General features: G+C 69.9%; 20 protein-coding genes. 12 read left to right on the forward strand and 8 right to left on the reverse strand.

The window, feature by feature from the left end; genetic code table 11:
* Window positions 1-14: 14 nt before the first annotated feature.
* The 8 genes from AC4FS2_RS00065 to AC4FS2_RS00100 form a co-directional block, all read right to left on the reverse strand.
* On the reverse strand, window positions 15-764 hold the full coding sequence (locus AC4FS2_RS00065) for an ABC transporter ATP-binding protein (RefSeq protein ID WP_491154601.1): 750 nt from the start codon (window positions 762-764) through the stop codon (window positions 15-17).
* Window positions 761-2,557 (reverse strand): dipeptide/oligopeptide/nickel ABC transporter permease/ATP-binding protein, encoded by a 1,797-nt coding sequence (locus AC4FS2_RS00070; protein ID WP_491175940.1) that lies wholly within the window; start codon window positions 2,555-2,557, stop codon window positions 761-763. The genes AC4FS2_RS00065 and AC4FS2_RS00070 overlap by 4 nt, the downstream gene beginning before the upstream one ends.
* A gap of 17 nt (window positions 2,558-2,574) precedes the next feature.
* Window positions 2,575-3,570, reverse strand: a complete 996-nt coding sequence (locus AC4FS2_RS00075) for an ABC transporter permease (protein WP_491154598.1) — start codon at window positions 3,568-3,570, stop codon at window positions 2,575-2,577.
* Window positions 3,571-3,604: 34 nt separating this feature from the next.
* On the reverse strand, window positions 3,605-5,191 hold the full coding sequence (locus AC4FS2_RS00080) for an ABC transporter substrate-binding protein (protein ID WP_491154596.1): 1,587 nt from the start codon (window positions 5,189-5,191) through the stop codon (window positions 3,605-3,607).
* Window positions 5,188-6,627, reverse strand: a complete 1,440-nt coding sequence (locus AC4FS2_RS00085; protein ID WP_491154594.1) for a serine hydrolase domain-containing protein — start codon at window positions 6,625-6,627, stop codon at window positions 5,188-5,190. Before AC4FS2_RS00085 ends, AC4FS2_RS00080 begins: the two co-directional genes overlap by 4 nt.
* Before the next feature lie 406 nt (window positions 6,628-7,033).
* Window positions 7,034-8,212 (reverse strand): ROK family transcriptional regulator, encoded by a 1,179-nt coding sequence (locus tag AC4FS2_RS00090; protein ID WP_491154592.1) that lies wholly within the window; start codon window positions 8,210-8,212, stop codon window positions 7,034-7,036.
* Window positions 8,213-8,331: 119 nt separating this feature from the next.
* A complete protein-coding gene (locus tag AC4FS2_RS00095; protein WP_491154590.1) occupies window positions 8,332-9,393 on the reverse strand; it encodes an ABC transporter permease in 1,062 nt (353 codons plus the stop codon).
* Window positions 9,390-10,865, reverse strand: coding sequence for a sugar ABC transporter ATP-binding protein (locus AC4FS2_RS00100; protein WP_491154588.1), 1,476 nt, complete (start codon window positions 10,863-10,865; stop codon window positions 9,390-9,392). The genes AC4FS2_RS00095 and AC4FS2_RS00100 overlap by 4 nt, the downstream gene beginning before the upstream one ends.
* A gap of 322 nt (window positions 10,866-11,187) precedes the next feature.
* On the opposite strand from AC4FS2_RS00100, the gene AC4FS2_RS00105 reads away from it, so the two are divergent.
* The 12 genes from AC4FS2_RS00105 (at window position 11,188) to AC4FS2_RS00160 (ending at window position 22,655) form a co-directional block, all read left to right on the forward strand.
* Window positions 11,188-12,234, forward strand: coding sequence for a substrate-binding domain-containing protein (locus AC4FS2_RS00105; protein WP_491154587.1), 1,047 nt, complete (start codon window positions 11,188-11,190; stop codon window positions 12,232-12,234).
* Between the two features lie 96 nt (window positions 12,235-12,330).
* On the forward strand, window positions 12,331-13,476 hold the full coding sequence (locus tag AC4FS2_RS00110; RefSeq protein WP_491155695.1) for a Gfo/Idh/MocA family protein: 1,146 nt from the start codon (window positions 12,331-12,333) through the stop codon (window positions 13,474-13,476).
* Window positions 13,477-13,512: 36 nt separating this feature from the next.
* Window positions 13,513-14,514, forward strand: coding sequence for a sugar phosphate isomerase/epimerase family protein (locus AC4FS2_RS00115; RefSeq protein WP_491154586.1), 1,002 nt, complete (start codon window positions 13,513-13,515; stop codon window positions 14,512-14,514).
* A 388-nt stretch (window positions 14,515-14,902) separates the two neighbouring features.
* Window positions 14,903-15,475 carry an alternate-type signal peptide domain-containing protein gene (locus tag AC4FS2_RS00120; RefSeq protein WP_491154584.1) on the forward strand — a complete coding sequence of 191 codons (573 nt, stop codon included), beginning with the start codon at window positions 14,903-14,905 and terminating at the stop codon, window positions 15,473-15,475.
* Window positions 15,476-15,538: 63 nt separating this feature from the next.
* A complete protein-coding gene (locus AC4FS2_RS00125; RefSeq protein ID WP_491154583.1) occupies window positions 15,539-16,129 on the forward strand; it encodes a hypothetical protein in 591 nt (196 codons plus the stop codon).
* On the forward strand, window positions 16,126-17,055 hold the full coding sequence (locus tag AC4FS2_RS00130; protein WP_491154581.1) for a hypothetical protein: 930 nt from the start codon (window positions 16,126-16,128) through the stop codon (window positions 17,053-17,055). The genes AC4FS2_RS00125 and AC4FS2_RS00130 overlap by 4 nt, the downstream gene beginning before the upstream one ends.
* Window positions 17,052-17,669: a signal peptidase I gene (locus AC4FS2_RS00135; RefSeq protein ID WP_491154580.1), complete on the forward strand. Its 618-nt coding sequence runs from the start codon at window positions 17,052-17,054 to the stop codon at window positions 17,667-17,669. Before AC4FS2_RS00130 ends, AC4FS2_RS00135 begins: the two co-directional genes overlap by 4 nt.
* 46 nt (window positions 17,670-17,715) lie before the next feature.
* Window positions 17,716-18,720: a Gfo/Idh/MocA family protein gene (locus AC4FS2_RS00140; RefSeq protein WP_491154578.1), complete on the forward strand. Its 1,005-nt coding sequence runs from the start codon at window positions 17,716-17,718 to the stop codon at window positions 18,718-18,720.
* Window positions 18,721-18,864: 144 nt separating this feature from the next.
* Window positions 18,865-20,139, forward strand: a complete 1,275-nt coding sequence (locus AC4FS2_RS00145; RefSeq protein ID WP_491154576.1) for an endo-1,4-beta-xylanase — start codon at window positions 18,865-18,867, stop codon at window positions 20,137-20,139.
* Window positions 20,140-20,142: 3 nt separating this feature from the next.
* On the forward strand, window positions 20,143-21,393 hold the full coding sequence (locus AC4FS2_RS00150) for a D-arabinono-1,4-lactone oxidase (RefSeq protein ID WP_491154574.1): 1,251 nt from the start codon (window positions 20,143-20,145) through the stop codon (window positions 21,391-21,393).
* Window positions 21,394-21,558: 165 nt separating this feature from the next.
* Window positions 21,559-21,771: a DUF3072 domain-containing protein gene (locus AC4FS2_RS00155; protein ID WP_491155694.1), complete on the forward strand. Its 213-nt coding sequence runs from the start codon at window positions 21,559-21,561 to the stop codon at window positions 21,769-21,771.
* On the forward strand, window positions 21,768-22,655 hold the full coding sequence (locus tag AC4FS2_RS00160) for an aminoglycoside phosphotransferase family protein (protein WP_491154573.1): 888 nt from the start codon (window positions 21,768-21,770) through the stop codon (window positions 22,653-22,655). Before AC4FS2_RS00155 ends, AC4FS2_RS00160 begins: the two co-directional genes overlap by 4 nt.
* Window positions 22,656-22,801 lie beyond the last annotated feature (146 nt).

The following is a 22,801-nucleotide window of genomic DNA, read 5'->3' on the forward strand; positions in this document are numbered from 1 at the left end:
TGGGGCTCGATGAATCAGGGCGTAAACCGAATGGGACTGGGGATGGCCGCCAGAAGCTCGCGCGTGTACTCGTCGCGCGGATCGCCCAGCACCTCGGCCGTGGGGCCTTCCTCGACCAGGTGCCCGTCGTGCATGACGGCGACCCGGGATGCGACGTAGCGCACGACCGCCAGGTTGTGCGAGATGAACAGCATCGACAGGCCGAGTTCGGCCTGAAGCTCACGGATGAGGTTGAGGATCGCACCCTGGATGAGCACGTCCAGCGACGACGTGATCTCATCCGCGATGAGAACCCGGGGGCGTCCGGCCAGCGCTCGGGCGATCGCGACGCGCTGGCGCTGCCCGCCCGAGAGACGTGCGGGATAGGTGTCGGCGCGTTCGGGTTCGAGGTGCACGAGTCTCAGCAGACGCGCCGTCTCCGCCGCGCGCTCCTTGCGGCTCATCCCCGCCGGCATGATCTCGGCGATGCTGGCCCCGAGCGTCATGCGGGGGTCCAGCGAGGAGTACGGGTCCTGGAAGACCATCTGCAAGGGGCGCGGTCCGCGGGTGGGGACGGGCTGGCCGCCGACGGTGATGCTGCCCGCCTGCACCGGGACGAGGCCGACGGCGGCGCGGGCCAGGGTGGATTTCCCCGAGCCGGATTCGCCGACGACGCCCACGACGGAGCCTTCCGGCACGGTGAGGGAGACGTCCTCGACGGCGGTCGCGGCAGACCGTCCGATCCCGTAGCGCACGGTGACGTTGTCGAAACGGAGTTCGCTCATGTCGTGGTCACTCCCGCGTTCTCCCGAGTCGGGTCGTCGACCGCCGGGCGGGCGGGGGTCTCGATGGTGTCAGTGGTCGCCGCCTTGTCCGGGGTCGTGGCGAGGGGGCGATCCAGCGGAGTGCCCATGTGCGGCACCGCCGCGAGGAGCGCGCGCGTGTACGGGTGCGTCGCGCTCTCCAGGTCGGCGGCGGGAAGTTCCTCCACGATCTCGCCGTGGTACATCACGAGCACCCGGTCGCACAGTTCGGCGACGACCGAGATGTCATGGCTGATGAAGAGGATGGACGCGCCGTTCTCGTCGCGGATCAACCGCAGCAGATCCAGCACCTGGCGCTGCACGGTCACATCCAGCGCCGTGGTCGGCTCGTCTGCGACGATCAGTCGCGGAGTGACCATCAGGCCCATCCCGATCATGGCGCGCTGTCGCATGCCGCCGGAGAACTCGTACGGATACTGCCGGACGCGTCGTTCGGGGTCGGTGATGCGCACCGCGGCCATGCGATCGGCCGCGAGCCGGCGGGCGGCGCGCTTGCTCATTCCGGCGTGCTCCCGAGCGACCTCGGCGAGCTGATCGCCCATGCGCATCGTCGGGTTGAACGACGACATCGGGTCTTGGAAGACCATCGCGAGAGAGGTGCCCAGCAACCGTCGGAGTCGTCCCTTGGGTGTGGTGAGCAGGTCGGTGCCGAGGAAACGCAGGGTGGATGCCTCGACCCGGCACGGTTCGGGAACCAGCTGGGCGACCGCCAGGGCGGTCATCGTCTTGCCCGATCCCGACTCGCCGACGATGCCGACGATCTCGCCGGTGCCGATGGAGAAGGTCACGCCCCGCACAGCTTGCACCGGTTCGTTCGCGCCGGGCAGCGTCACCCGGAGGTCCTCCACCTCGAGCACCGCACCTTCGTGCTCGTCCGTGTGCCCGGTCGTCGGCGTCGTGGGGGAAGGGCGGAACTTCCGGCGCCGCCACGCATTCGGGCCGAGGAAGAGCTCGTCACCGACGCCGAGCGTGCGCGCGGCGGACTCGCCCGTGAGGTTGAACGCGAGCCCGGCGATCACGACCGCGGCCCCGGGCACGAGGGCGGCGAGCGGGTTGATGTAGATGCTGCGGACGCCGTCCATCATGAGCCGGCCCCAGTCGTACTCGGGAGGCTGGACGCCCAGGCCAAGGAACGACAGGCCCGCGAAGGCGAGGAGCGCGCCACCGGCGCCGATGGTCGCGTTGACGATGAGCGGTTCACCGATGTTGGGCAGGACGTGGCGGGTGAGCACCCGGAACCGGCCGATGCCGCCGACGCGGGCCGCAGCGACGAAGTCCCGCGCCTCGATGCCGGAGATGAGGTTCTGACAGAGCCGGGCGAAGGAGGGTGCGCCGGCCAGTCCGATCGCGAAGACGGCAGCGACGGAGTTGCTGCCGAAGATGGCGGCGAAGAAGAGCGCGAGCAGCAGGCCGGGGAAGGCAACGGCGATGCCGGTGAACCACGTGACCGGTCGACCGAGGACGCGACCGAGGAGCAGGGGAGCGACCCCGAGCACGAGCCCGGCGGTCACCGCGACGACGGTGGCGAGCAGGGCGAGAACGACCGAGAGCCGGGTGGCGACCAGCGTTCGCAACAGCAGATCGCGTCCGAGGTTGTCGGTTCCGACCCAGTGCTCGCCCGAAGGACCCGCCAGCAGATCGCCCGTGTCGGTGGTGTCGGCCTGGGCGCCCCAGACGAGGGGCGCGAAGACGGCGACGGCCAGCACGAGCGCGAGGAGCGCGAGCGCGGTCGCCCCGAGCGGGGTCCGCATCATCTTCCGGAGCGTGCGCATCAGCTCTCCGCCACTGTCGATTGCGGGTTCAGTACGGCCAGTGCCACATCGACCGCCGTGTTGACCAGCAGCACCCCGATGCCGTAAACGAGCACCGTGCCCTGCACGAGCGGGTAGTCCTTGGTCTGGATGGAACTGACGATCGTGGTGCCCAGCCCGGGCCACGCGAAGACGGTCTCCACCAGCACCGTCCCGGCCACGAGACCGCTCAGCAGCAGTCCGCCCAGCGTCAGTGTGGCGGTCACGGCGTTCGGGAGCACGTGCCGGAGGTTGACCCGCCAGGCGGGGAGACGTTTGGCGTGCGCGGTGCGGACGAAGTCCGTATCGAGCACGGCGAGGACTTCGACCCGCACGATCCGAGCCAGCACGGCGGCGGGCCCCAGCGCGAGGGCGAGCACCGGGAGGATGTAGGACGCCGGCCCCTCACGCCCCGCGACCGGCAGCCAGCCCAGTTGCACACCGAACACCGCCACGAGCGCCACGGCGAGAAGGAACTCCGGGATGCTGCCGAGGAAGACGCTCGTCGACGTGAAGCCCAGCTCCAGGCCACGCCCCCGGCCGCGCCGCGTCGCGATCGCGACGGCCACGCCGATCGGGATCGCGATCAGCATGGCAAGGACGAAGGCCAGGACAGCAAGCACAGCGGTGGCCGGCAACCGCTGCGCGATCGTCTGCGCGACCGGCAGCTGCGACCCGATCGACACCCCCAGATCGCCCCGGAACAACCCGCCGAGATAGTCGAGGTACTGCTGCCAGAGCGGGTTGTTCAGCCCGAGCGACTCCCGCCGTGCGGCCACGACCTCAGCGGAGGCGTTCGGGCCCATGGCCGCACGGATGGGGTCGCCGGGGACGAGGTGGATCATCAGGAACGCCGCGGTGATGAGGACCCACAGCGAGACCAGCAGGCGGCCCGTGCGCCGCACCGCGAACCGGACCCACCGGTGATCGGCGGTGTTGCGCGCAGATTCCGCCAGCCGGATCGTCGCCGTGGTCATCGCATCAGTCCTTCAGATCGCGGGCGCGCCCGGGTCAGCCGAGGAGTCGGATGGTCGTGGGCTGCGGCTCGCCGAACCACGTGAACTCGGCGCCGTTCCCGAACATCCGGATGGGGTTGTTGGCGAAGGGGACGACGTCGGCGGCCTGGAACAGCGCCGTCTCGGCCTCCTGCCACTTCGGGCAGCTGTCCGAACCCTGCAACTGGAGCGCCTCCGCGATCGCCGCCTGGTACTCGGCGTTGTCGATGCTCGCGAAGTTCGTTCCCTCGGGGGCGGGTGCTCCGGAGAGGAAGCCCATCAGCTGGTCGGGGTTGTTGACGTTGACCGAGACCCACGCCACGTCCCAGTCGCCGGTGCTGAAGAGGGCGTCGATCAGGACCGTGTCGTCCTGCTGCTTACCCTCGACCTCGACGCCGATCTCCTGCCAGGCGCTCATCACGAGCTCCGCCGCTGCCGCCGCCGAGGCGCCGAACGCGTTGTCGTAGAGGAACAGCAGACTCAGCCGCGTGCCGTCCTTGACGCGCACGCCGTCGGCCCCCGGCACCCAGCCCGCGGCGTCGAGTGCCGCTGCAGCGGCGTCCGCGTCGAAGGCCGGAAGAGATCCGCTCACGGAGTCGTAGGAGCATCCGCCCGGTTGCACCACGGCGAGGCTGGTGGCGGGGCTGCCGTTTCCGGCGGTCATGACCGAGGCCAGCTCCTCCAGGTCGATCGACTGGGTAAGAGCCATGCGCACCGCGGGGTCGCTCGTGGGGTGGCCTTCGGCCTGGTTGTACCACTGCTCGCCCGACAGCTCCACGGCGTCCTGTGAGAACAGGTCCTGAGCCAGGACGCGGTCGACGTCGGGTCCGACGATCTGGGCGGCGTTGACCTCGCCCGACAGCAGCAGGTTCGCGGCGGTGGTCTCGTCGGTGACGACGCGGACGTTCACCGTCGCGGGGATGCCCGGCTCATCGACGGTGGCGCCATCCGGGCCCCACGCGTACTCGTCGCGCACCTCGAAGGTGTAGTGGTCGTTGGGGACGGCCTCGGTCAGCTCGTAGGGGCCGGTGCCGAGGGTGGAATCGGCCAGCACGGTGCGGTCGGCGAGGCCCGCGTCGCACACCATCGGCAGACTCGCCAGACCCTGCAGGAGGAACGGGGCGGGATCGGTCAGGGTCATCGTGACGGTGTCACCGTCGGCGACCGAGGTGACGCCGAACGGGAGGAAGGCCCCGAGCAGGGCGCTCTGATTCTCCGGGTTGCCGATGAAGTTGAGGTTGTCGGCCGCGGTCTGTGCGGTGAAGTCGCTGCCGTCACTGCAGACGATCCCATCTTGGATCGTGAGGGTCGCGGTGAGCCCCTCGACGTTCCAGTCCGTGGCGAGCTGGCTGAGGATCTCGCCATCCGCGTCCACGCTCACGAGGGAGTCGTAGGCGAACTTGCTGAGCGCGAACAACGCGCTGCCGGCGGACATCTGCGGGTCGAGAGCGCCCGGGTCAGCCGGCAGGATCTGGGTGAACGTGCCGCCTTCCACGGGCGCGCCGTCGCCGGAGCCGCCACCTCCGCCGGTACATCCGGCGAGGGTGAGGCTGAGTATGCCCGCAGCGGCGACCGCTGCGATGGCAGTGCGAGTGGATGTCATTGCAATTCCTCCTGGGCGGCGATCGGGCGGGTGGTGCGCGGAACGTCGTTGTCGGTCGAGCGCGCAATGGCTCGGCCGTAATGCATGTACCTCGGGCGACCCTCGTCGTCGGGGTTGAGGAACGCGAACACCGGATGCATGCCGCTCATCTGCTCGCGCAGGATGAGGGAGTTCTCGCCGAAGGGCACCAGCTCGCTGCGGGATGCGGACTGCAGGGCGGCGAGCTCCCCCTTCGGGCGCTGCTCGAGCCACACGCGTCCGGCGTCGTCCTGCGAAACGACCATGTCGACGATGGTGTTGGAGTACACGCCGGCGAAGGGGCTCGCATCCACGTCCGCGCGGTCGGCCGGGGGCGTGGGGGAGTGCGGGAGTTCGACGCCGGCGAGGTCGCGCAGGAGCGGCTCGGCGAGGTCGTGGAACAGTCCCATGCCGTCTCCGCCGTTCGTCAACAGCGCGATCGCGACCCCGGCCTCCGGAACCAACCGCAGGAAGGACGCCTGTCCGATGGTGTTGCCGTCATGGCCGACCACTCGGGGGGCGCCCTCGGCGTAGATCTCCCAGCCGAGTCCCCACGCGACGCCCATTCCGGCGAGTGTGGGCAGCGTGACCTCGGTGCGCTGCATCGCCTGGACGGACTCGGGGGAGAGGACGGCGGCTCCGTCGCCCCCGACGGAGCCGCCGGTCAGGTGCATGAGCGCGAAACCGGCGAGGTCGCGCGCGGTCATGGCAAGCATTGATCCGGCCGGTCCGTTGGACCGGGCGAGCGCCCACATCGGCGCCGGGGTCTCCACGCCGTCCGCGTCGGGTCCCACGTGACCGACCGCGGCGCGGTGGAGGATCGCCTCATACGGACTGGGTGAGACGCGCTCGAGTCCGAGCGGCCCCGCGATGCGATCGAGGACCGCCTGTTCCCAGGTCGTCCCGCGCAGGTGCTCGACCAGGCGGCCCAACACGATGTAGCCCGCGTTGTTGTACGAGAAGAAGGCACCGGGAGGAAAGACCTGCGCCACGTCGACGAGCGTGGCGACATATGTCTGGATGGCGTCGTCTCCGCGGCCGGTGTCGGTGAGGATGTCGCCCTCGAACCCGGCACGGTGGCTCAGGAGCTGACGTACCGTGATGCCCGATGCGGCGGCGTCGTCGGAGAGGACGAACTCAGGCAGGTAGGTGCGCACGGGCTCGTCCAACTCGACAAGTCCCTCGTCGACGAGCTGCATCACCAGAGTGGCCGTCCACACCTTGGTGATCGACCCGATCTGGAAGACGGACTCGGGAGTCGCCTCCACCTGCGTCGCGGTGCTGAGCACCCCGGCGGCGGCATCGATGATCTGCCCATCGGCGACGACGGCGATCGCCGCGCCGGGGACCCCACGGTCCCGGGCGCGCGCGACAAGCTCGGTCTGCAGAAAGTCAGCGAGGCCTCCGAGGGTGGGCATGGCCTCACTCTAGGAAGGCTGCGACCCGGGCGTTCCGTCCAGCCCGACATAAATGGCGCACCCCGTTCGTCAGCCCGGACGAACGCAGTGCGATCCCCCGACGGCGGGGCTTGCACAGCGTCCGCGGGTGGCTCGCTGGGCTCGACGATCGCGGCGAAGTGGTCCCGAGGTGCCTTGCCGCCCCACGCCATTCGGGTTTGGGGCGAGATGCGTGCTTTGGGGCGCGCGGGGGCGCGCCCCAAAGCATGAAAAGCGCCCCAAACCCCGTCCTGCGCGCGCGCCGTGGTCGGCGCCGGCAGCTTCGGTACGGAGATCGGATTCCCCGAGCTCGACGCTGTCGAGGTGCTCATCGACGCCTGAGCGTCTGCGTCGCCGCGGGGCGGCAGTGAGGAGCGGGATGCTGTCGTCAGGCGCTGACCAGCGTTTCGAGTGTCTCCGGCGAGAGGACGTGCTCGATGGCCAGCATGCTCGCACCGAGGACGGCGGCGTTCTGCGCAGCCACCGACTGCACGATCGCCAGGTGCTCGGTGGCCAGCGGCGTCGAGCGGGTGTAGACGATCTCGCGGACACCGGCGATGAGGTGCTCTCCGACGCGCGCCATCGAGCCGCCGATCGCGATGACCGACGGGTTCATGAGGCTGACGCACGTGGTGAGGACCTCGCCGATGTCGCGTCCGGCCTGCCGCACGGCTTGGATGGCGTCGATATTGCCGCGCTTGACGAGAGCGATCACGTCGTTGCCGTTGTCGGCAGGAACCCCTTGCGCGGTCAGTGCGCGGGCGATGGCCGGTCCGGACGCCAGCGCTTCGAGGCATCCGCGGTTGCCGCAATGGCACGGCACGTCCGCGCCGCGCGCGACCTGTACGTGGCCGATGTCGCCCGCGATGCCCTGGGCGCCGCGCTGCAGGGTGCCGCCGGAGATCACGCCCGCGCCGATGCCGGTGGCGACCTTCACGAAGAGGAGGTGCTCGATCCCCGGCCAGGCCGCGGCGCACTCACCCAGGGCGGAGATGTTGACGTCGTTGTCCACGAGCACCGGCACGTCGAGATGCTGCCGCACCCAGCCGGGAACATCGAACCGATCCCATCCCGGCATGATCGGAGGATTGACCGGCTGCCCGGTGGAGTGCTCGACCGGGCCGGGGATGCCGACGCCGATGGCGGCGAGATCCTTCGTCGACCGCCCCAGCTGATCCAGGAGGGCCATGGCGTTCTCGACCAGCCAGGTGAGCACCGGGACCGGTCCCAGCGTCACGTCCAGGGGAGCGCTGTGCGCGGCGAGGGTGGAGCCGGCCAGGTCGGTGACTGCGACGGTCGCGTGCGAGGCTCCGATGTCGGCGGCAAGCACCAGGCGTGCGCTCGGGTTGAGCGCGAAGAGGGACGGAGGTCGACCACCCGTGGAGACGGTCTCCGCGATCGGCGTGACCAGGCCCATGCGCATCAGTTCGTCCACGCGGGCAGCGATGGTCGACCGGGCGAGTCCGGTGGACTTCGCCAGTTCCGCACGCGTGCGGGGCACGCCATCCCGCAGAAGTTGGAACAGTTGCGTGACGCCGGAGATCCCGCTGGAGGAATCGATGCTCATGCTCACCCTGCTTCGTTGGACTTCGGCGCTCGCCGGTACCGAAGTCACCGGCCTTTCAACGGGATGCCACGGCCCGGTGCCACTGATCGATCATAAGTCGGTGGCACCGAGCCGCCGGCTCACCCCCTCCCGGTGGGCCGGGCGAAGCGCTGCTGCAGCAGCACCGCGACGACGATGATGACGCCCTTGACGACGTTCTGCACCGACGATGACAGGTTGTTCTGGACGAAAACGTTGGTGAGAGTCTGGAAGATGAGGACACCGAAGACCGTACCGGTGATCGTGCCGCGCCCACCCGCGAGCAGCGTGCCGCCGACGACGACCGCCGCGATGACGTCGAGCTCGAGGAGCATGCCGTGCGTGGATGTGCCCGCGGTGGTGCGCCCCAGGATCATCACTCCGCCGATACCGGCGCACAGGCCGGAGATCGCGTACAGCCACATCGTGTGGCGCTTGACGGGGATGCCCGCGAGGCGCGCCGCCTCGCGGTTTCCGCCGATCGCGACCGTGCGACGGCCGAAGGTGGTGCGGTTGAGCACCACCCAGCCGAGCGCGGCGACGATCGCGAAGATCCAGATCAGCATGTCGACGCCGAGGATGTCGAGGTTCATGAAGGTGATGAAGTCGCGGTCTCCCACCTGCAGCGTGCGACGGTTGGCCAGGATCTCGGCCAAACCGCGTGCCGCGACGAGCATCGCGAGCGTCGCCATGAAGGCCACGACCTTGCCGTACGCGATGACGACCCCGTTGATCAGACCCGCCCCGAGGCCCACCGCCAGGGCGAGGAGCACCATGACGATCCAGTGGAGGCTTTCGGAGAGGTCCTGAATGACGGCGAGGGATGCCACGACCGAAGCCAGCCCGAGCACCGAGCCGACGGACAGATCGATGCCCCCCGCGATGATGACGAGGGTCATGCCGATCGCAACGACGCCGATGATCGAGGCTGCGCGCAGGATCGTGAGGATATTACTCACGCTCAGGAACGTGTCGGGCGCGGTGACGGCGCCGACGATCACGAGGACGAGCAGCGCCACGACGAGCCCGAGGTTGCGTCCGACCGAGCCGGAGAGGATGCGCCGCCAGGCGGGAACCGGCTCGGTCGCGGTGGTGCTCGTGGTGGGGGGCGGTTCGGTCGCCGTCTGCCCGGCTCCGGTCCCCGACGGGGTCTGCTCGCTCACGCGGCCGTTCCTTTCATGACGAGATCGAGCACACCGTGCTCATCGATCTGGGAGGCGGGAAGAGTGGTGAGGACGCGTCCATCCGCGATGACCAGGACGGTGTCGGCCAGCCCCAGCACCTCTTCGATCTCGCTGGAGACGATCACGAGCGCGTTGCCCTCCGCGGCGAGGCGGCGGATGAGCTGATAGATCTCCGAGCGCGCGCCGACGTCGACGCCTCGGGTGGGCTCGTCCAGCAGCAGCACGCGCGTTCCGTGCACGAGCCATCGGGCGAGGAGGATCTTCTGCTGATTGCCGCCCGACAGCGTGGAGGCGGGCCGGTCGGGGTCGGCGGGTCGCAGTTCGAGCGCCTCGATCTGCTCGCGCGCGACCTGACGCTCGGCGCGCTCGTCGAGGAAGCCGGCCTTCGCGAACCGGGACACCGACGACAGCGTCACGTTGACGAAGATGGGCTCATCGAGGACGAGGCCCTGACTCTTGCGCTCCTCGGGCGAGAGCCCGATGCCGGCGTTGACGGCCGCGACGACCGAGCCGCGCCGGAGCACTTCGCCGCCCACGCGGACGGAGCCGGCGGTGGACTTCCGGGCGCCGTAGACGGTCTCGAGGATCTCGGAGCGGCCCGAGCCGACCAGTCCGGCCAGCCCCACGATCTCGCCCCCGCGCACGGTGAAGGACACATCCGCGAAAACGCCCGCCAGGCCGAGGTCCGCGACGTCGAGGACGACAGGCGCATCGGCGGCGATGGGCGTCGCAGGCGGGAAGACGTTGGCCACCTCGCGGCCGGTCATGAGACGGATGAGTTCGGTTGTCGGGGTGTCCGCGACCGGGAGGCCCGTTGCTGTCGTCCGGCCGTCCTTGAGGACGGTGATCCGGTCGCCGATCTGGCGGATCTCCTCGAGGCGGTGGGTGATGTACACCACTGCGATGCCGGCCGCCGTCAGTTCCCGCACCACTCCGAACAGGTTCTTGACCTCTTCGGAGTCGAGCACGGCCGACGGCTCGTCCATGATCATGAGTTTGATGTCGTGCGACAGTGCCCGAGCCATGCTCACGATCTGCTTGTTGGCCGCACTGAGCGAGCCGACCTCGGTGTTCGGCGCGAGGTTGCTGTGACCGAGGCGCCCCAGCAGAGCGCGGCTCTGCTTCGCCGCCTCCGCCCGCCTTGTGAACCCGCCGCTGGCCACCTCGTGGCCGAGGAAGATGTTCTCCGCGATGGTCAGGCCGTCCACGACGTCCAGCTCCTGGTACATCGTGGCGATGCCCATTTCGATCGCCGACTCGGGAGTGGGGATGTCCACCGGCTCCCCGCGCCAGCGGATCTCTCCCTCATCCGGGCGGTGGACACCGGCGAGAGTCTTGATGAGCGTCGACTTCCCCGCGCCGTTCTGGCCCAGCACGCAGTGCACCTCGCCCGCGGCGACCTCGAGGTCTACCCCCCGGAGCGCGCGTACCCCGGCGAACGACTTCGTCACACCCCGAACGGAGAGTAATGCCGATGAATGGTCATCTTTGATCACGCAGTGAACATAACACGCCGGGGAGCGGGATGACGAGGGTCCGATCCGGCGCACTCAGCGGCGTGCACGGGACGTCTCTGCACCGGCACGCGTCGGTGCTCGCCCCGATACCGCGGTCATCGGCACTTCTGACGGCGGAAAAACAAAAGATGCCTCTTCGTGATCTCCTTCTGTTACGGTGAGTCGCGTCAGCGTGGACTCCATGAGTGCGGGCAGCTCCCCTCAGGTTCCGTTCCACCTGTCGCAAGAAGCTGCATCACATTCAAGGAGGAACAACATGCGCTCATATCTGAAGGCGCGCACGCGACTGGTGCTCACCGGCACCGCGATCGTCGCTGCCGCCGGACTTCTCGCAGGCTGTACCGGTGGAGGTGCGGACGAGGAATCCGTCGTCGACCAGGGCACCTCGTCCGAAGAGAACGCGGAGGCGGGCGACACCGTCGTCATCGGGTTCTCCGGACCCGCGGCCGACCATGGCTGGCTGGGCGCGATCAACTCCGGTGCCATCGCGGCGGGCGACAGCTTCGACGACGTCGATCTGCGGGTCGCCGAAGGCACCAACGACCCGATCGCCCAGATCGCGGCCGTCGAGACCTTCATCAACGAGGGTGTCGACGCCATCGTGCTGCTTCCGACCGACGGCGCCGCGCTGACCGAGATCGCCATCGAGGCGATGGAGGCCGGCATCCCGGTCATCAACGTCGACCGGGAGTTCTCGAGTCCGTTCGCCGCGCGCACGACGGTGCTCGGCGACAACTACGGCATGGGCGTCAGCGCCGGCACCTATGTCTGCGAGGAGCTGGGCGAGAATGCCGACGCCGTCGTCGCGGAGATCGCCGGCATCGACTCGCTGCCGCTGACACAGGATCGCTCCCAAGGGTTCGCAGATGCCCTGGAGGACTGCGGCCTCGAGGTGTCGGCCCGCGTGGCCGCCGACTTCACCGTCGCCGGCGGCGAGACCGCCGCCTCGCAGCTGCTCTCGGCCAACCCGCAGATCGACGCCATCTGGAACCACGATGACGACCAGGGGGTCGGCGTTCTCGCGGCCATCGACGCTGCCGGGCGTGACGAGTTCTTCATGATGGGCGGCGCCGGTAGCCGCAGTGCCATGGAGGCCATCGAAGCCGACGACTCCGTGCTGAAGGCGACGGTCATCTACCCGTCGACCCAGGCCGCCGACGGCGTGGCGCTGGCGCGTCTCATCGCCCAGGGCAAGACGATGGGTGACATCGTGACACCCAGCGTCGCGAACCGCATCGTGCTCGACGCCCCCGTCGTCACGAAGGAGAACGTCGCCGACTTCATCGACCTGTCGTTCGAGTAGACCGCACCTCGCGTGGGGCGTCCGTCGATCACTCGGCGGGCGCCCCATATCCACCTCCGGAAGGACTCTGCGTTGACCAACACGCTTCGCGTCGCCATGATCGGCCACGGCTTCATGGGTGCCGCGCACTCACAAGGGTGGCGCGTCGCTCCCCGGTTCTTCGACCTTCCGCTGGACCCCGAGATGTCGGTGGTCGTCGGCCGCAACACGTCAGCTGTCGAAGCATCCGCCCGGAAGTGGGGCTGGGCGGAAGCGGCGACCGACTGGCGGGAGGTCATCACGCGCGATGACATCGACCTCGTCGACATCGTCACGCCCGGCGACACGCACGCCGAGATCGCGATCGCCGCACTCGAGGCCGGCAAGCACGTGCTGTGCGAGAAGCCGCTCGCCAACTCGGTCGCCGAGGCCGAGCGCATGGCAGCCGCCGCCGAGCGCGCGGCCGCCACCGGGGTGCGCTCCATGGTCGGCTTCACCTACCGGCGGGTGCCGGCGACCACTTTCGCCCGCGACCTCGTGGCGGCGGGGCGGATCGGCGAGATCCGTCAGGTGCGCGCGGAGTATCTGCAGGACTGGCTGTTCGACGCCGAGGCGCCCCTCACCTGGCGGCTGGACAAGGATCTGGCCGGCTCCGGAGCGCTCGGCGACATCGGCGCGCACGCGATCGATCTGACCGAGTTCATCACCGGCCAGAAGGTGACGACCGTGTCGGGCATCCTCGAGACGCTCGTGACCGAGCGTCCGCTTCTGGGTGAAGGTGTGGGGCTGTCGGGCACCGCCTCCACCGAGCGCGGCGCCGTCACCGTGGACGACCTCGCCCTCTTCACCGGGCGGCTGGATTCAGGTGCGCTCGCCTCGTTCGAGGCGACCCGCTTTCGGACGGGCCGGAAGAACGCCCTGCGACTGGAGATCTCCGGCTCGCTCGGTGCGATCGCCTTCGACCTCGAACGCCTCAACGAGCTGGAGTTCTACGACGCGACGCTCCCCGCCACGGAGCAGGGGTTCCGGCGCATCCTCGTCACCGAGCCCGGCCACCCGTACGCCGCAGCCTGGTGGCCGACCGGTCACATGCTCGGCTACGAGCACGGCTTCACCCATCAGGTGTACGACCTCGTCACGTCGATCCACGACGGGGTGCAGCCGCATCCCTCGTTCGAGGACGGTCTGCATGTGCAGCGCGTCCTCGATGCCGTCGAACGGAGCTCCGACGCCGGCAGCGCCTGGACTCCCGTCGACCACTGACGCCCCATCCCTCGCTTCCCTGGAAGGAAAATCGCCATGACGCGACCCATCACTCTCTTCACCGGCCAGTGGGCCGACCTGCCGTTCGAGGAGGTCGCCCGCCTCGCATCCGAATGGGGCTACGACGGCCTTGAGATCGCCTGCTGGGGAGACCACCTCGATCCCTGGCGCTGGGATGACGCGGAGTATGTCCAGGGCAAGCTCGACCTTTTGCAGCGGTACGGACTGAAGGTGTGGGCGATCTCGAACCACCTGAAGGGCCAGGCGGTGTGCGACGACCCGATCGACCAGCGCCACCGCGACATCCTGAGCGACCGGGTCTGGGGCGACGGGAACCCGGAGGGTGTTCGCCAGCGGGCTGCCGAGGAGATGAAGAACACCGCGCGTCTCGCGGCCAAGCTCGGCGTGAAAACCGTCGTCGGCTTCACCGGGTCGTCGATCTGGAAGTACGTCGCCATGTTCCCGCCGGTCTCGCAGGAGGCCGTCGACGCCGGTTACCAGGACTTCGCCGACCGCTGGAACCCGATCCTCGACGTCTTCGACGAGGTGGGGGTGCGGTTTGCCCACGAGGTGCACCCCAGCGAGATCGCCTATGACTACTGGACCACGGTCCGCACACTGGAGGCCATCGGCCACCGTGAAGCGTTCGGCCTGAACTGGGATCCCTCCCACTTCGTCTGGCAGCAGCTGAATCCCGTCGATTTCATCCTCGAGTTCCGCGACCGGATCTATCACGTGGACTGCAAGGACGTGAAGATGAACATCGGCAACGGACGCAATGGTCGGCTCGGGTCGCACCTGGCGTGGGCGGACCTCCGGCGCGGGTGGGATTTCGTCTCGACCGGCCGCGGTGATGTGCCGTGGGAGGCCGCCTTCCGCGCACTGAACAGCATCGGGTACGACGGTCCGATCTCGGTCGAGTGGGAGGACGCCGGCATGGACCGGCTCGTCGGTGCCCCCGAGGCGCTGGCTTTCGTGAAGAGCAACGCGTTCGAGGCGCCCACCGCGGCGTTCGACGCGGCCTTCAGCACGCGCTGATCCCGCGGTCCTCCGCGACTGCACGGCTTCGTGCCGAGTGCACGGCCTGATGGCGCTGCAAGGCCGTGCGCTCGGCAGGAGGTCGTGCACTCGCGCGAGCACATTGCGCAGGGGTGGGAAGCGAGGACGTGCAATGCGCGACGATTCGGGCTCATGGGAGCGCTCCTATGCGGAACCTGCGGTCACGTTGCGCTTGCGTTGAGGTTGGCCCGTTTCGGCCGGGAAGGGCTTGCGGTAACGCTGTGCAGGCCCTGGTCCTTCGTGGGCCGGTACGTTGCGGCGGGGGGCGGAGACTGATGTTTGTCGCCAGGGAAACGGTCCGAACCGGATCGGGAAAGCCCACGACACTCACCCCGACCAGCGGCCGCTGCCGCGAAAGGACACTCTCATGAAGAACTTCCTCAAGGCCTCGATCGCCACCGCCGCCGGTGTGACCCTCCTCCTCGGTGGAGCCGGAACATTCGCCAGCTGGAACGCCTCCGCCACGACGCAGGGCGCGACCATCGCCGCCGGCAACATGGTCGTCGCAGACTCCGGTGTCGCCGGCACCTGGACCGCGAACGGCTCGACCATCGCCCTCGACGGCTACTCCATCGCCCCGGGCGACACCCTCACCTACACCAAGACGATGGATGTCAGCGCCGAGGGCGACAGCATCCAGGCCACGCTCGGTCTCACCGGCGGCTCGATCGTCGCCGCCGACGTCACGGACGCCGCCGACCAGGCGCTCGCCGGTTACCTGCTCTCCAACGCGACCCTCACCGCCAGCGGCACCGGCATCACCGGCACCGGCCCGACCTTCACCGTGGCCCCCGGAACCGGCGTCGTCGACGAGACCGTCACCGTGTCGGTCACGATCTCCTTCCCCGCCGGTGACACCGCCGGTGGAAACAACGACGCCATGAACGGCGCCGTCAACCTCAGCGACCTCACCGTCACGCTGACCCAGGCCACCGCGTAATCCACGACAGCCACCACCGCCGTCGGGTGGGCGACACGCCCACCCCGCCGAACGAGGATCACAATGAACTCCCACCCCACCCGCGCCTCGCGTCGCGCAGAGCAGAAGCGCCGGGCCTTCGCGCCCACGCGGATGCTGCTGGCAGCGCTCGGTACGGCAGGGGCGATCGTGATCGGCGTCCTGGCCGGCGGCGGCACCTTCGCGGTGTGGGCCACCAGCGCCTCTGCCGCTTCGACCTCCACGGTCACCGCCGGGTCGGCTGCGTTGTCGCTCACGCCGCTCTCCCTCACCGCCACCGATCTGTATCCGGGAAAGACGGTGTGGGGCACGACCACGGTGCGCAACGACGGAACGACGCCGCTCACGCTCTCGCTGCAGGGCATCAGCGGCTCCACCGTGGCCACCGCCTTCACCTCGGCCCTCGTCGTGTCGGCCGGCACCGGGTCGCCGGCGAACTGCACGGCGGGTAAAGTGGCGCCGACGGCGGCCGCCCCCCTCGGAGCCGCCGCGAACCTCGGCACGACGCTCGCTCCGGGAGCAACGGTCACCCTCTGCATCGGCGTGGGCCTGCCCGCCCAAGCTCCCGCAGGAGCGGCCGGCGCCGCATCCACCGCCCTCTCCCTTACCGTCACCGGAACCCAGGTCCACCCATGAGCCGCCGTCGCCTCCTGGCCCCCATCGCCGCCATCGCGACCTTCGTCGCGCTGGCCAGCGGCGGGGCTGCGGCCGCTGTGTGGATCGCCAACGCGTCGGTCTCGGCCAGCGCCTCCTCCGCCACCGTGGCCACGACGGTCACTCAGGCCGGGGCGCTCGCCACGAACTACCGGTATGCAGGAAACACCTCATCCACCGTGGGCGGCACCCTCACCATCGCGAACACGGGTCGCGTGCCCCTGACCTATGCGTTGGCCACCTCGGTGACCGGCAATGCCACCCTCGCGCAGAAGACGGCGCTCATGCTGTGGACCGGCACCTGTTCGGCAACGCCGCCGGCGACCGGCGTCATCACGACCACCCTCGCCGACCCTGCGCCGGCTCTTCCCGCCGCCGCGCGGACGATCGCGCCCGGAACCACCGTCGCCGTCTGCGTCGCCACCCGCATCACGGGCGACGCCACCGCGTCCAATGCCGCACTCCAAGGCCAGAGCGTGACGGCGGCCTTCACCGTCACGGGTCGGGTCGGAACGAACTGGACGGCGACGGCGACGGCCCCTCCGATCACTCAGAGCGTCTGGCGCGTCGCCGCACCGGGCGCCGTGAGCTGCAGCAGCAACTGGTGGAACCGCAGCGTCACCCTGAGCTGGCCGGCTCCCGCGAACCGGGTCGCCGGCTCTGCCGTGGCCTACCGCGTGTACGACTCCGCCACCGGCCTGGAGGTCGCCGCCGTGAGCGTCGACGGCACCTCGGCCTCGGTGAGCTTCGACGGCTACAAGTTCTCGCAGAACGGCACGTACGCGCTGCTGGTCGAGGCGAAGGACAAGTTCACCGGGACCTCCTCGGTCACGGCCGCGCCCATCTCCATCACCCGCACCACGCCCTGGAACCTCGGCGTGCTCTTCCCCACCCTGCAATGCCCATGACCGACGCAACCCCGACCTCCCGTCGTGCGCGACGCGCGGCCGAACGCACGGATGCGCGACAGCACAGTCTCGTGCACTATCTGGCCGTGTCGCTGAGCGCATCGGTTCTCGTGCTGCTGCTGGCGGTGGCGGCAGCCGTCATCGGCGTGCCCGCCCTCGTCGGCGGAACAGCCATGACCGTGCTCACCCAGTCCATGGAGCCCGGTCTGCCCCCCGGCACGCTCGTGGTGATCCGCCCGACGCCGGTCGACGACATCCGTGTCGGCGACGTCATCACGTACCAGATCCGCTCCGGAGACGCGGCCGTCGTCAGCCACCGCGTCGTGTCGAAGACCTACGTGGACGGCGAACTGACGTTCATCACGAAGGGCGACAACAACGACGCGAACGACCCGGAGCCGGTACGGACCGTGCAGATCCGCGGAGCCCTCTGGTACAGCATCCCGATGCTCGGCTGGGTCAACAACGTGTTGCACGGGCCGAACCGCGTGGTGGTGGTCGCCGTCGTGGCGGGCGGGCTGTTCGTCTATGCGATCGCCACGACCGTCGCGGCCGCCCGGGCGAAGCGTCGCCGCGCACGCACCTCAGCCTCTGTGGTCGCGCCGACCGCGTGACGGTGCCGCTCCGCGACCGGCCGGCCGGCCGGGTACCATCGGCCGGGTGACCAGCAAGACTCCGCAGCGCACGCGATGGGCCATCCTCGGACCGGGGGCGATCAGCCGCGACTTCTTGGCCGGGCTCCGAGCGTCCCGGCACGGGATGCTGGCAGCCGTGGGCAGCTCGGATCCCCAGCGCGCCGCGCGCTTCGCCGCCGAGGCGGGGGCTGAGTTCTCGGGAACATACGACGACGTGCTCGCCCGCCCCGACATCGACGCGGTGTACGTGGGCACGGTGCACACCACGCATGCCGACCTCGCGGTCCGGGCTCTGGAAGCCGGGAAAGCGGTGCTGTGCGAGAAGCCGGCGGCACCGACCGCCGCGGAGGTCGCGCGCATGCTCGCGGCCGCGGAACGGGCTGATCGCCCGTTCGTCGAGGCCTTCAAGAACCGGTTCGGGCCGTGGGCCGATGCCCTCCGCGGCGTCCTCGCCGACGGTGCGGTCGGCCGCCCCGTGGGCGTGGAGGCGGCGTTCGGCTTCGCTGCCGGAACGCGATCGGGGCGCCTGTTCGACCCTGCCCTCGCGGGCGGGGCGATCCTCGACGTCGGTTGCTATCCCGTGTCGCTGGCCGTCGAGGTGGCCTTCGCCACGGGCGCCGTCGCCGACGACGACATCGCGGTTCGCCAGGTCGAGGGGCGGATCGAGGCGGGCGTGGATGCGGACAGCGTCGCGCAGATCCGGTTCGGTCGCTGCGAGGGAACACTCGCGACCTCGATCGTCCGCGACCTGCCCTCCGGTGCGGTCATCCACTGCTCCGGGGGCGCCATCGAGCTCCCGGACGCGTGGGGAGGTCGGGCCGAGAGTGCGACCACGATCATCGTCCGCCCGGCCGAGGGGGAGCCCACGGTGATCGAGGTGCCCTCGATCCAGCCGATGGCCGCCGAGGCGGATGCTGTCAGCCTCGCCCTTGCCGAAGGCCGCCGGGAAGCGCCGGAGATGCCGTGGGCGCACACGCGTGCCGTTGCCACCGCGGTGACGGCCTGGCGGGCTGCCGTGATGGCGGGCTGAGCGGACGCTCCCTCCCGTCCGCGGTCACGCGCGAGATCGCGACCGACCCACGGCAGGAACGCCACGACGATCCCCTCCGGCGGCGCGGCTACGCTGAGAAAGCCGCTCCCCCGGGCGGCAGGGGCCGATCGAAGGAGACCGCGCATGTCCGACCTGCGATCGCGGACGGCCGACGCCCGGCTCCGGCTGACCGACGAGCGCGGTGCGCCCCTTTCCCGAGTGCCCGTCACGGTCGAGCAGACACGGCACGCCTTCGGATTCGGCAACATCGGGTTCGACCTCATCGAGTGGCTCGGCGGGCCGCCGCCGGGCGACGAGGTGGGGTCCGCGCAGGTGTTCGGCGGCGCATCCACGGTCGGTCCCGAACTCCTCGCGGAGGCCTATCTCGGCCTCTTCAACGCGGTGACGCTGCCGTTCTACTGGCGCGGATACGAGCCAAAGCGGGGGCATACCGACGTCGAGCGGCTGCGGCGCACCGCGCAGTGGTTCGCCGACCGCGGGGTGACCGTCAAGGGGCATCCGCTCGTGTGGCACACCCTCGCCCCGGCATGGCTGCTCGATCTCGACGATCGCCAGGTGGAGGACGCCATCCGCGAGCGGATCCGCACGGTCGTGACCGGGTTCGCGGGGACCATCGACCTGTGGGACGCGATCAACGAAGCGGTCATCCTCCCCGTCTTCACGGCAGAGGAGAACGCCGTCACCCGGCTCGCGCAGCGCAAAGGCCGCCTCGGCATGGTGCAGATGGCGTTCGATGAGGCGCGCGCGGCGAACCCGGATGCGCGACTCGTTCTGAACGACTTCGACTGGTCCGCCGATTACGAGCGCCTCATCTCGGAAAGCCTCGAAGCCGGTGTTTCCCTCGACGCGATCGGCGTGCAGACGCACATGCACCAGGGCTACCGCGGCGACGAGAAGATCAGCGAAGTGCTGCGGCGCTTCTCGCGGTTCGGACTTCCGGTGCAGGTGACCGAGACGACGCTCCTCTCCGGCGCGCTGATGCCGAAAGACATCGAGGACCTCAATGACTACGCCGTGGAGGACTGGCCGTCAACGCCCGAGGGCGAGGCGCGCCAGGCCGAGGAGATCGTCCGCCACTACCGCAACGTCCTTGCCCATCCCGCGGTCGAATCCCTCACCTACTGGGGTGTGACCGACGCCGGCGCGTGGCTCGGGGCGCCGGCGGGCCTCCTGCGGGCCGATGGCTCACGCAAGCCGTCGTATGACGCCTTGCACGCCCTCATCCGCGGAGAATGGTGGACCCCGCCCACGCCGACGCAATCCGACGACAATGGGATGGTCGCGGTGTCAGGGTTCGCCGGCTCGTATCGGGTGACGACGGATGCGGCGGAGGCCGAGGTCGAGCTGCCGGCCGGCGACTCGGTGGCCGACGTGGTTCTTCTGGGTGCAGGGAGGTAGACGATGGGCACCAACTGGGCAGGCAATCTGACCTATTCAGCCGCTGAGACGGCATCGCCGACCTCGATCGCCGGTGTTGTCTCCGCTGTGCGGGGGGCGGCGAAGCTCAAGCCGCTGGGAAGCCGGCACAGCTTCAACACGATCGCCGACACCGACGGGCTGGCGATCTCGGTGGCATCGCTTCCCCGCGAGGTGTCGATCGACAGCGATCGCCGAGTGGTGCGGGCGGCGGCGGGCCTGCGGTACGGCGACCTCGCCGGCGAGCTCGAACGGGCCGGCTGGGCGCTGGGCAATCTCGCGTCGCTGCCGCATATCTCCCTCGCCGGCGCGGTGGCGACCGGAACCCATGGGTCGGGCGACCAGGTCGGCTCGCTTGCGTCCGCGGTCGCGGCGGTGGACCTCGTCCTCGCCGACGGCGAGACGCGCACCTTCCGGCGCGGCGAGGCGGACTTCGCCGGCACCGTCGTCTCCCTCGGAGCCCTGGGCGTCGCCACCGCGGTGGAGCTGGACATCGTTCCGAGCTATGACATCGCGCAGACCGTGTACGAGCGCCTGCCGCTGGAGGCGGCGCTGGAACACTATGACGCGATCACGGCGCTCGGCTACAGCGTGTCCCTGTTCACGACCTGGCGCGACCCCGACACCGTCGACCAGATATGGCTGAAGCGGCGGGCGGATGCGGCGGCCCCGGCCCCCGACGAGATCTTCGGTGCCCGCCCCGCCCCGGGCAAACGGCATCCGCTCCCGGGCGTCGACCCCGAGCACTGCACGGAACAGCTCGGGGTCCCCGGTCCGTGGCTGGCGCGCCTGCCGCACTTCAAGCTCGAGTTCACGCCGTCCAACGGCGACGAGTTGCAGAGCGAGTATCTGGTGCCGCGGGCACACGCCGCTGGTGCGCTGCGCGCCATCCGGTCGCTCGCAGGAGCGATCGCGCCGCTCCTGCTGGTGTGCGAGGTGCGCACGGTCGCCGGGGATGACCTGTGGCTCTCACCCGCGGAGGGCGGCGACGTCGTCGGCCTGCACTTCACCTGGCTGTCGCGGCAGCCCGAGGTGGAAGCGCTGTTGCCGCGGATCGAGACGGCTCTCGAGCCCTTCGCCGCTCGCCCGCACTGGGGCAAGGTCTTCGACGTGGACGCCGCGCGCGAGCGCCTTCCGCGGCTGTATCCGCGCTGGGAGGACTTCCGGCAGCTGCGTGCCTCCCTCGATCCCGAGCGCCGCTTCGTCAATTCCTTCCTCGAACGCCTCGGGGCGTAGCCGGCCGTGCCGGGGGCCCGGTCGCATGCCGAGCCCCGGTGCGTTCGTCAACCCCCGCGGTCCCATCCGGGCGTGCCGCCTAGCATCGAACGCATGTCCGAATCGAACGACTCCGTCCCGAACGACTCCGTCCCGAACGACTCCGTCCCGAACGATGACCGGGAGATGCTCGGCGCCACCGGAAGCGCCGACACCTCAGCGGAGAAGGACCCCTCCGACTGGGTCACCGGCGATGAGCCGATGACCGCCCCGCAGCGCAGCTACCTCGACACTCTCGCGCGGGAGGCCGGCGAGGAGATCCCCGCCGACATCACCAAGGCCGAGGCGTCCGAGCACATCGACCGCCTCCAGCAGAAGACCGGTCGCGGCGCCGAGTGAGCCCCGGTTCGCGCGGCGTCGACGCCCGTCGTATCGACTCCGCTCTCGTCCGGGAGCTGCTCGTCGAGCAGTTCCCGGACTGGGCGGACCTCCCGGTGCGTCCGGTGGCGGTGGGCGGCAACGACCACCGCATGTTCCACCTGGGCGATGACCACAGCGTGCGCCTGCCCAGCGCTGCGGGCTATGTCCCGCAGGTGGAGAAGGAGCAGAAGTGGCTGCCCGTGCTGGCGGATGCGGCTCCGCTGCCCATCCCGGCGGTCCACGGGCGCGGGAAGCCCTCGGATCGCTTCCCCGCGCCGTGGTCGGTCTACGGGTGGCTGCCGGGTACCCCCGCATCCCAGGCGCAGGTCGATGATGAGGTTCGTTTCGCGCACGACCTCGCCGCGTTTCTCGTCGCGGTCCGATCTGCGGACACGACCGAGGCTCCGGGGCCGGGCGCGCACAGCGCGTATCGCGGCGGACCCGTGAGCCGCTGGGACGACGAGATGCACGACCTGGTTCTCCGCGTCGCCGGCCGCGAGCGCGACCTTGCTGCCGGGCTGTGGCGTGACGCGCTGGGCGCGGAGATGACCGGCGCCGCCGTCTGGGTGCATGGTGACGTCGCGGGCGGGAATCTCCTCGTCCGGGATGGCCGCCTCGCCGCCGTGCTGGATTTCGGATGCAGCGCCGTGGGCGACCCGGCCTGCGACGTCGTGCCGCTGTGGACGATGTTCGGTGATGACGCGCGCAGCGAGTTCCGCCGCACCCTCGACCTCGACGACGCCACCGAGGCGCGCGGCCGGGGCTGGGCGCTGTGGAAGGGGCTCCTCATGATCGCGAACGAGCCCCCGGGGCAAGCCGCGTTGGGCCGCCGCGTGCTGGATGTGCTCTTCTCGGGCGTGTGAAGCGCCCGCACCACGCACGGATTGTTGCACCGTATGACGACCCGAATCGGGGGATGAGGGCAAGCGTTCTAGCGTGGCGGAGCGGCAGTGGCGCGCGAACCCGACGCGCCGCGCAGCGGTCGCACCCCTTGCACGGCGAAAGAGGA

It is taken from the genome of Microbacterium sp. Z10_103, assembly GCF_058310455.1.

Bases quoted from the DNA above. Each gene is read 5' to 3' on its own strand.
- AC4FS2_RS00110 (WP_491155695.1), top strand. From the start codon at position 12,331: ATGATCGGCCACGGCTTCATGGGTGCCGCGCACTCACAAGGGTGGCGC.
- AC4FS2_RS00150 (WP_491154574.1), top strand. From the start codon at position 20,143: ATGGGCACCAACTGGGCAGGCAATCTGACCTATTCAGCCGCTGAGACG.
- AC4FS2_RS00075 (WP_491154598.1), bottom strand. From the start codon at position 3,570: ATGACCACGGCGACGATCCGGCTGGCGGAATCTGCGCGCAACACCGCC.
- AC4FS2_RS00105 (WP_491154587.1), top strand. From the start codon at position 11,188: ATGCGCTCATATCTGAAGGCGCGCACGCGACTGGTGCTCACCGGCACC.
- AC4FS2_RS00090 (WP_491154592.1), bottom strand. From the start codon at position 8,212: ATGAGCATCGATTCCTCCAGCGGGATCTCCGGCGTCACGCAACTGTTC.
- AC4FS2_RS00065 (WP_491154601.1), bottom strand. From the start codon at position 764: ATGAGCGAACTCCGTTTCGACAACGTCACCGTGCGCTACGGGATCGGA.
- AC4FS2_RS00115 (WP_491154586.1), top strand. From the start codon at position 13,513: ATGACGCGACCCATCACTCTCTTCACCGGCCAGTGGGCCGACCTGCCG.
- AC4FS2_RS00130 (WP_491154581.1), top strand. From the start codon at position 16,126: ATGAGCCGCCGTCGCCTCCTGGCCCCCATCGCCGCCATCGCGACCTTC.
- AC4FS2_RS00070 (WP_491175940.1), bottom strand. From the start codon at position 2,557: ATGATGCGGACCCCGCTCGGGGCGACCGCGCTCGCGCTCCTCGCGCTC.
- AC4FS2_RS00085 (WP_491154594.1), bottom strand. From the start codon at position 6,627: ATGCCCACCCTCGGAGGCCTCGCTGACTTTCTGCAGACCGAGCTTGTC.
- AC4FS2_RS00155 (WP_491155694.1), top strand. From the start codon at position 21,559: ATGCTCGGCGCCACCGGAAGCGCCGACACCTCAGCGGAGAAGGACCCC.
- AC4FS2_RS00120 (WP_491154584.1), top strand. From the start codon at position 14,903: ATGAAGAACTTCCTCAAGGCCTCGATCGCCACCGCCGCCGGTGTGACC.
- AC4FS2_RS00125 (WP_491154583.1), top strand. From the start codon at position 15,539: ATGAACTCCCACCCCACCCGCGCCTCGCGTCGCGCAGAGCAGAAGCGC.
- AC4FS2_RS00145 (WP_491154576.1), top strand. From the start codon at position 18,865: ATGTCCGACCTGCGATCGCGGACGGCCGACGCCCGGCTCCGGCTGACC.
- AC4FS2_RS00080 (WP_491154596.1), bottom strand. From the start codon at position 5,191: ATGACATCCACTCGCACTGCCATCGCAGCGGTCGCCGCTGCGGGCATA.
- AC4FS2_RS00135 (WP_491154580.1), top strand. From the start codon at position 17,052: ATGACCGACGCAACCCCGACCTCCCGTCGTGCGCGACGCGCGGCCGAA.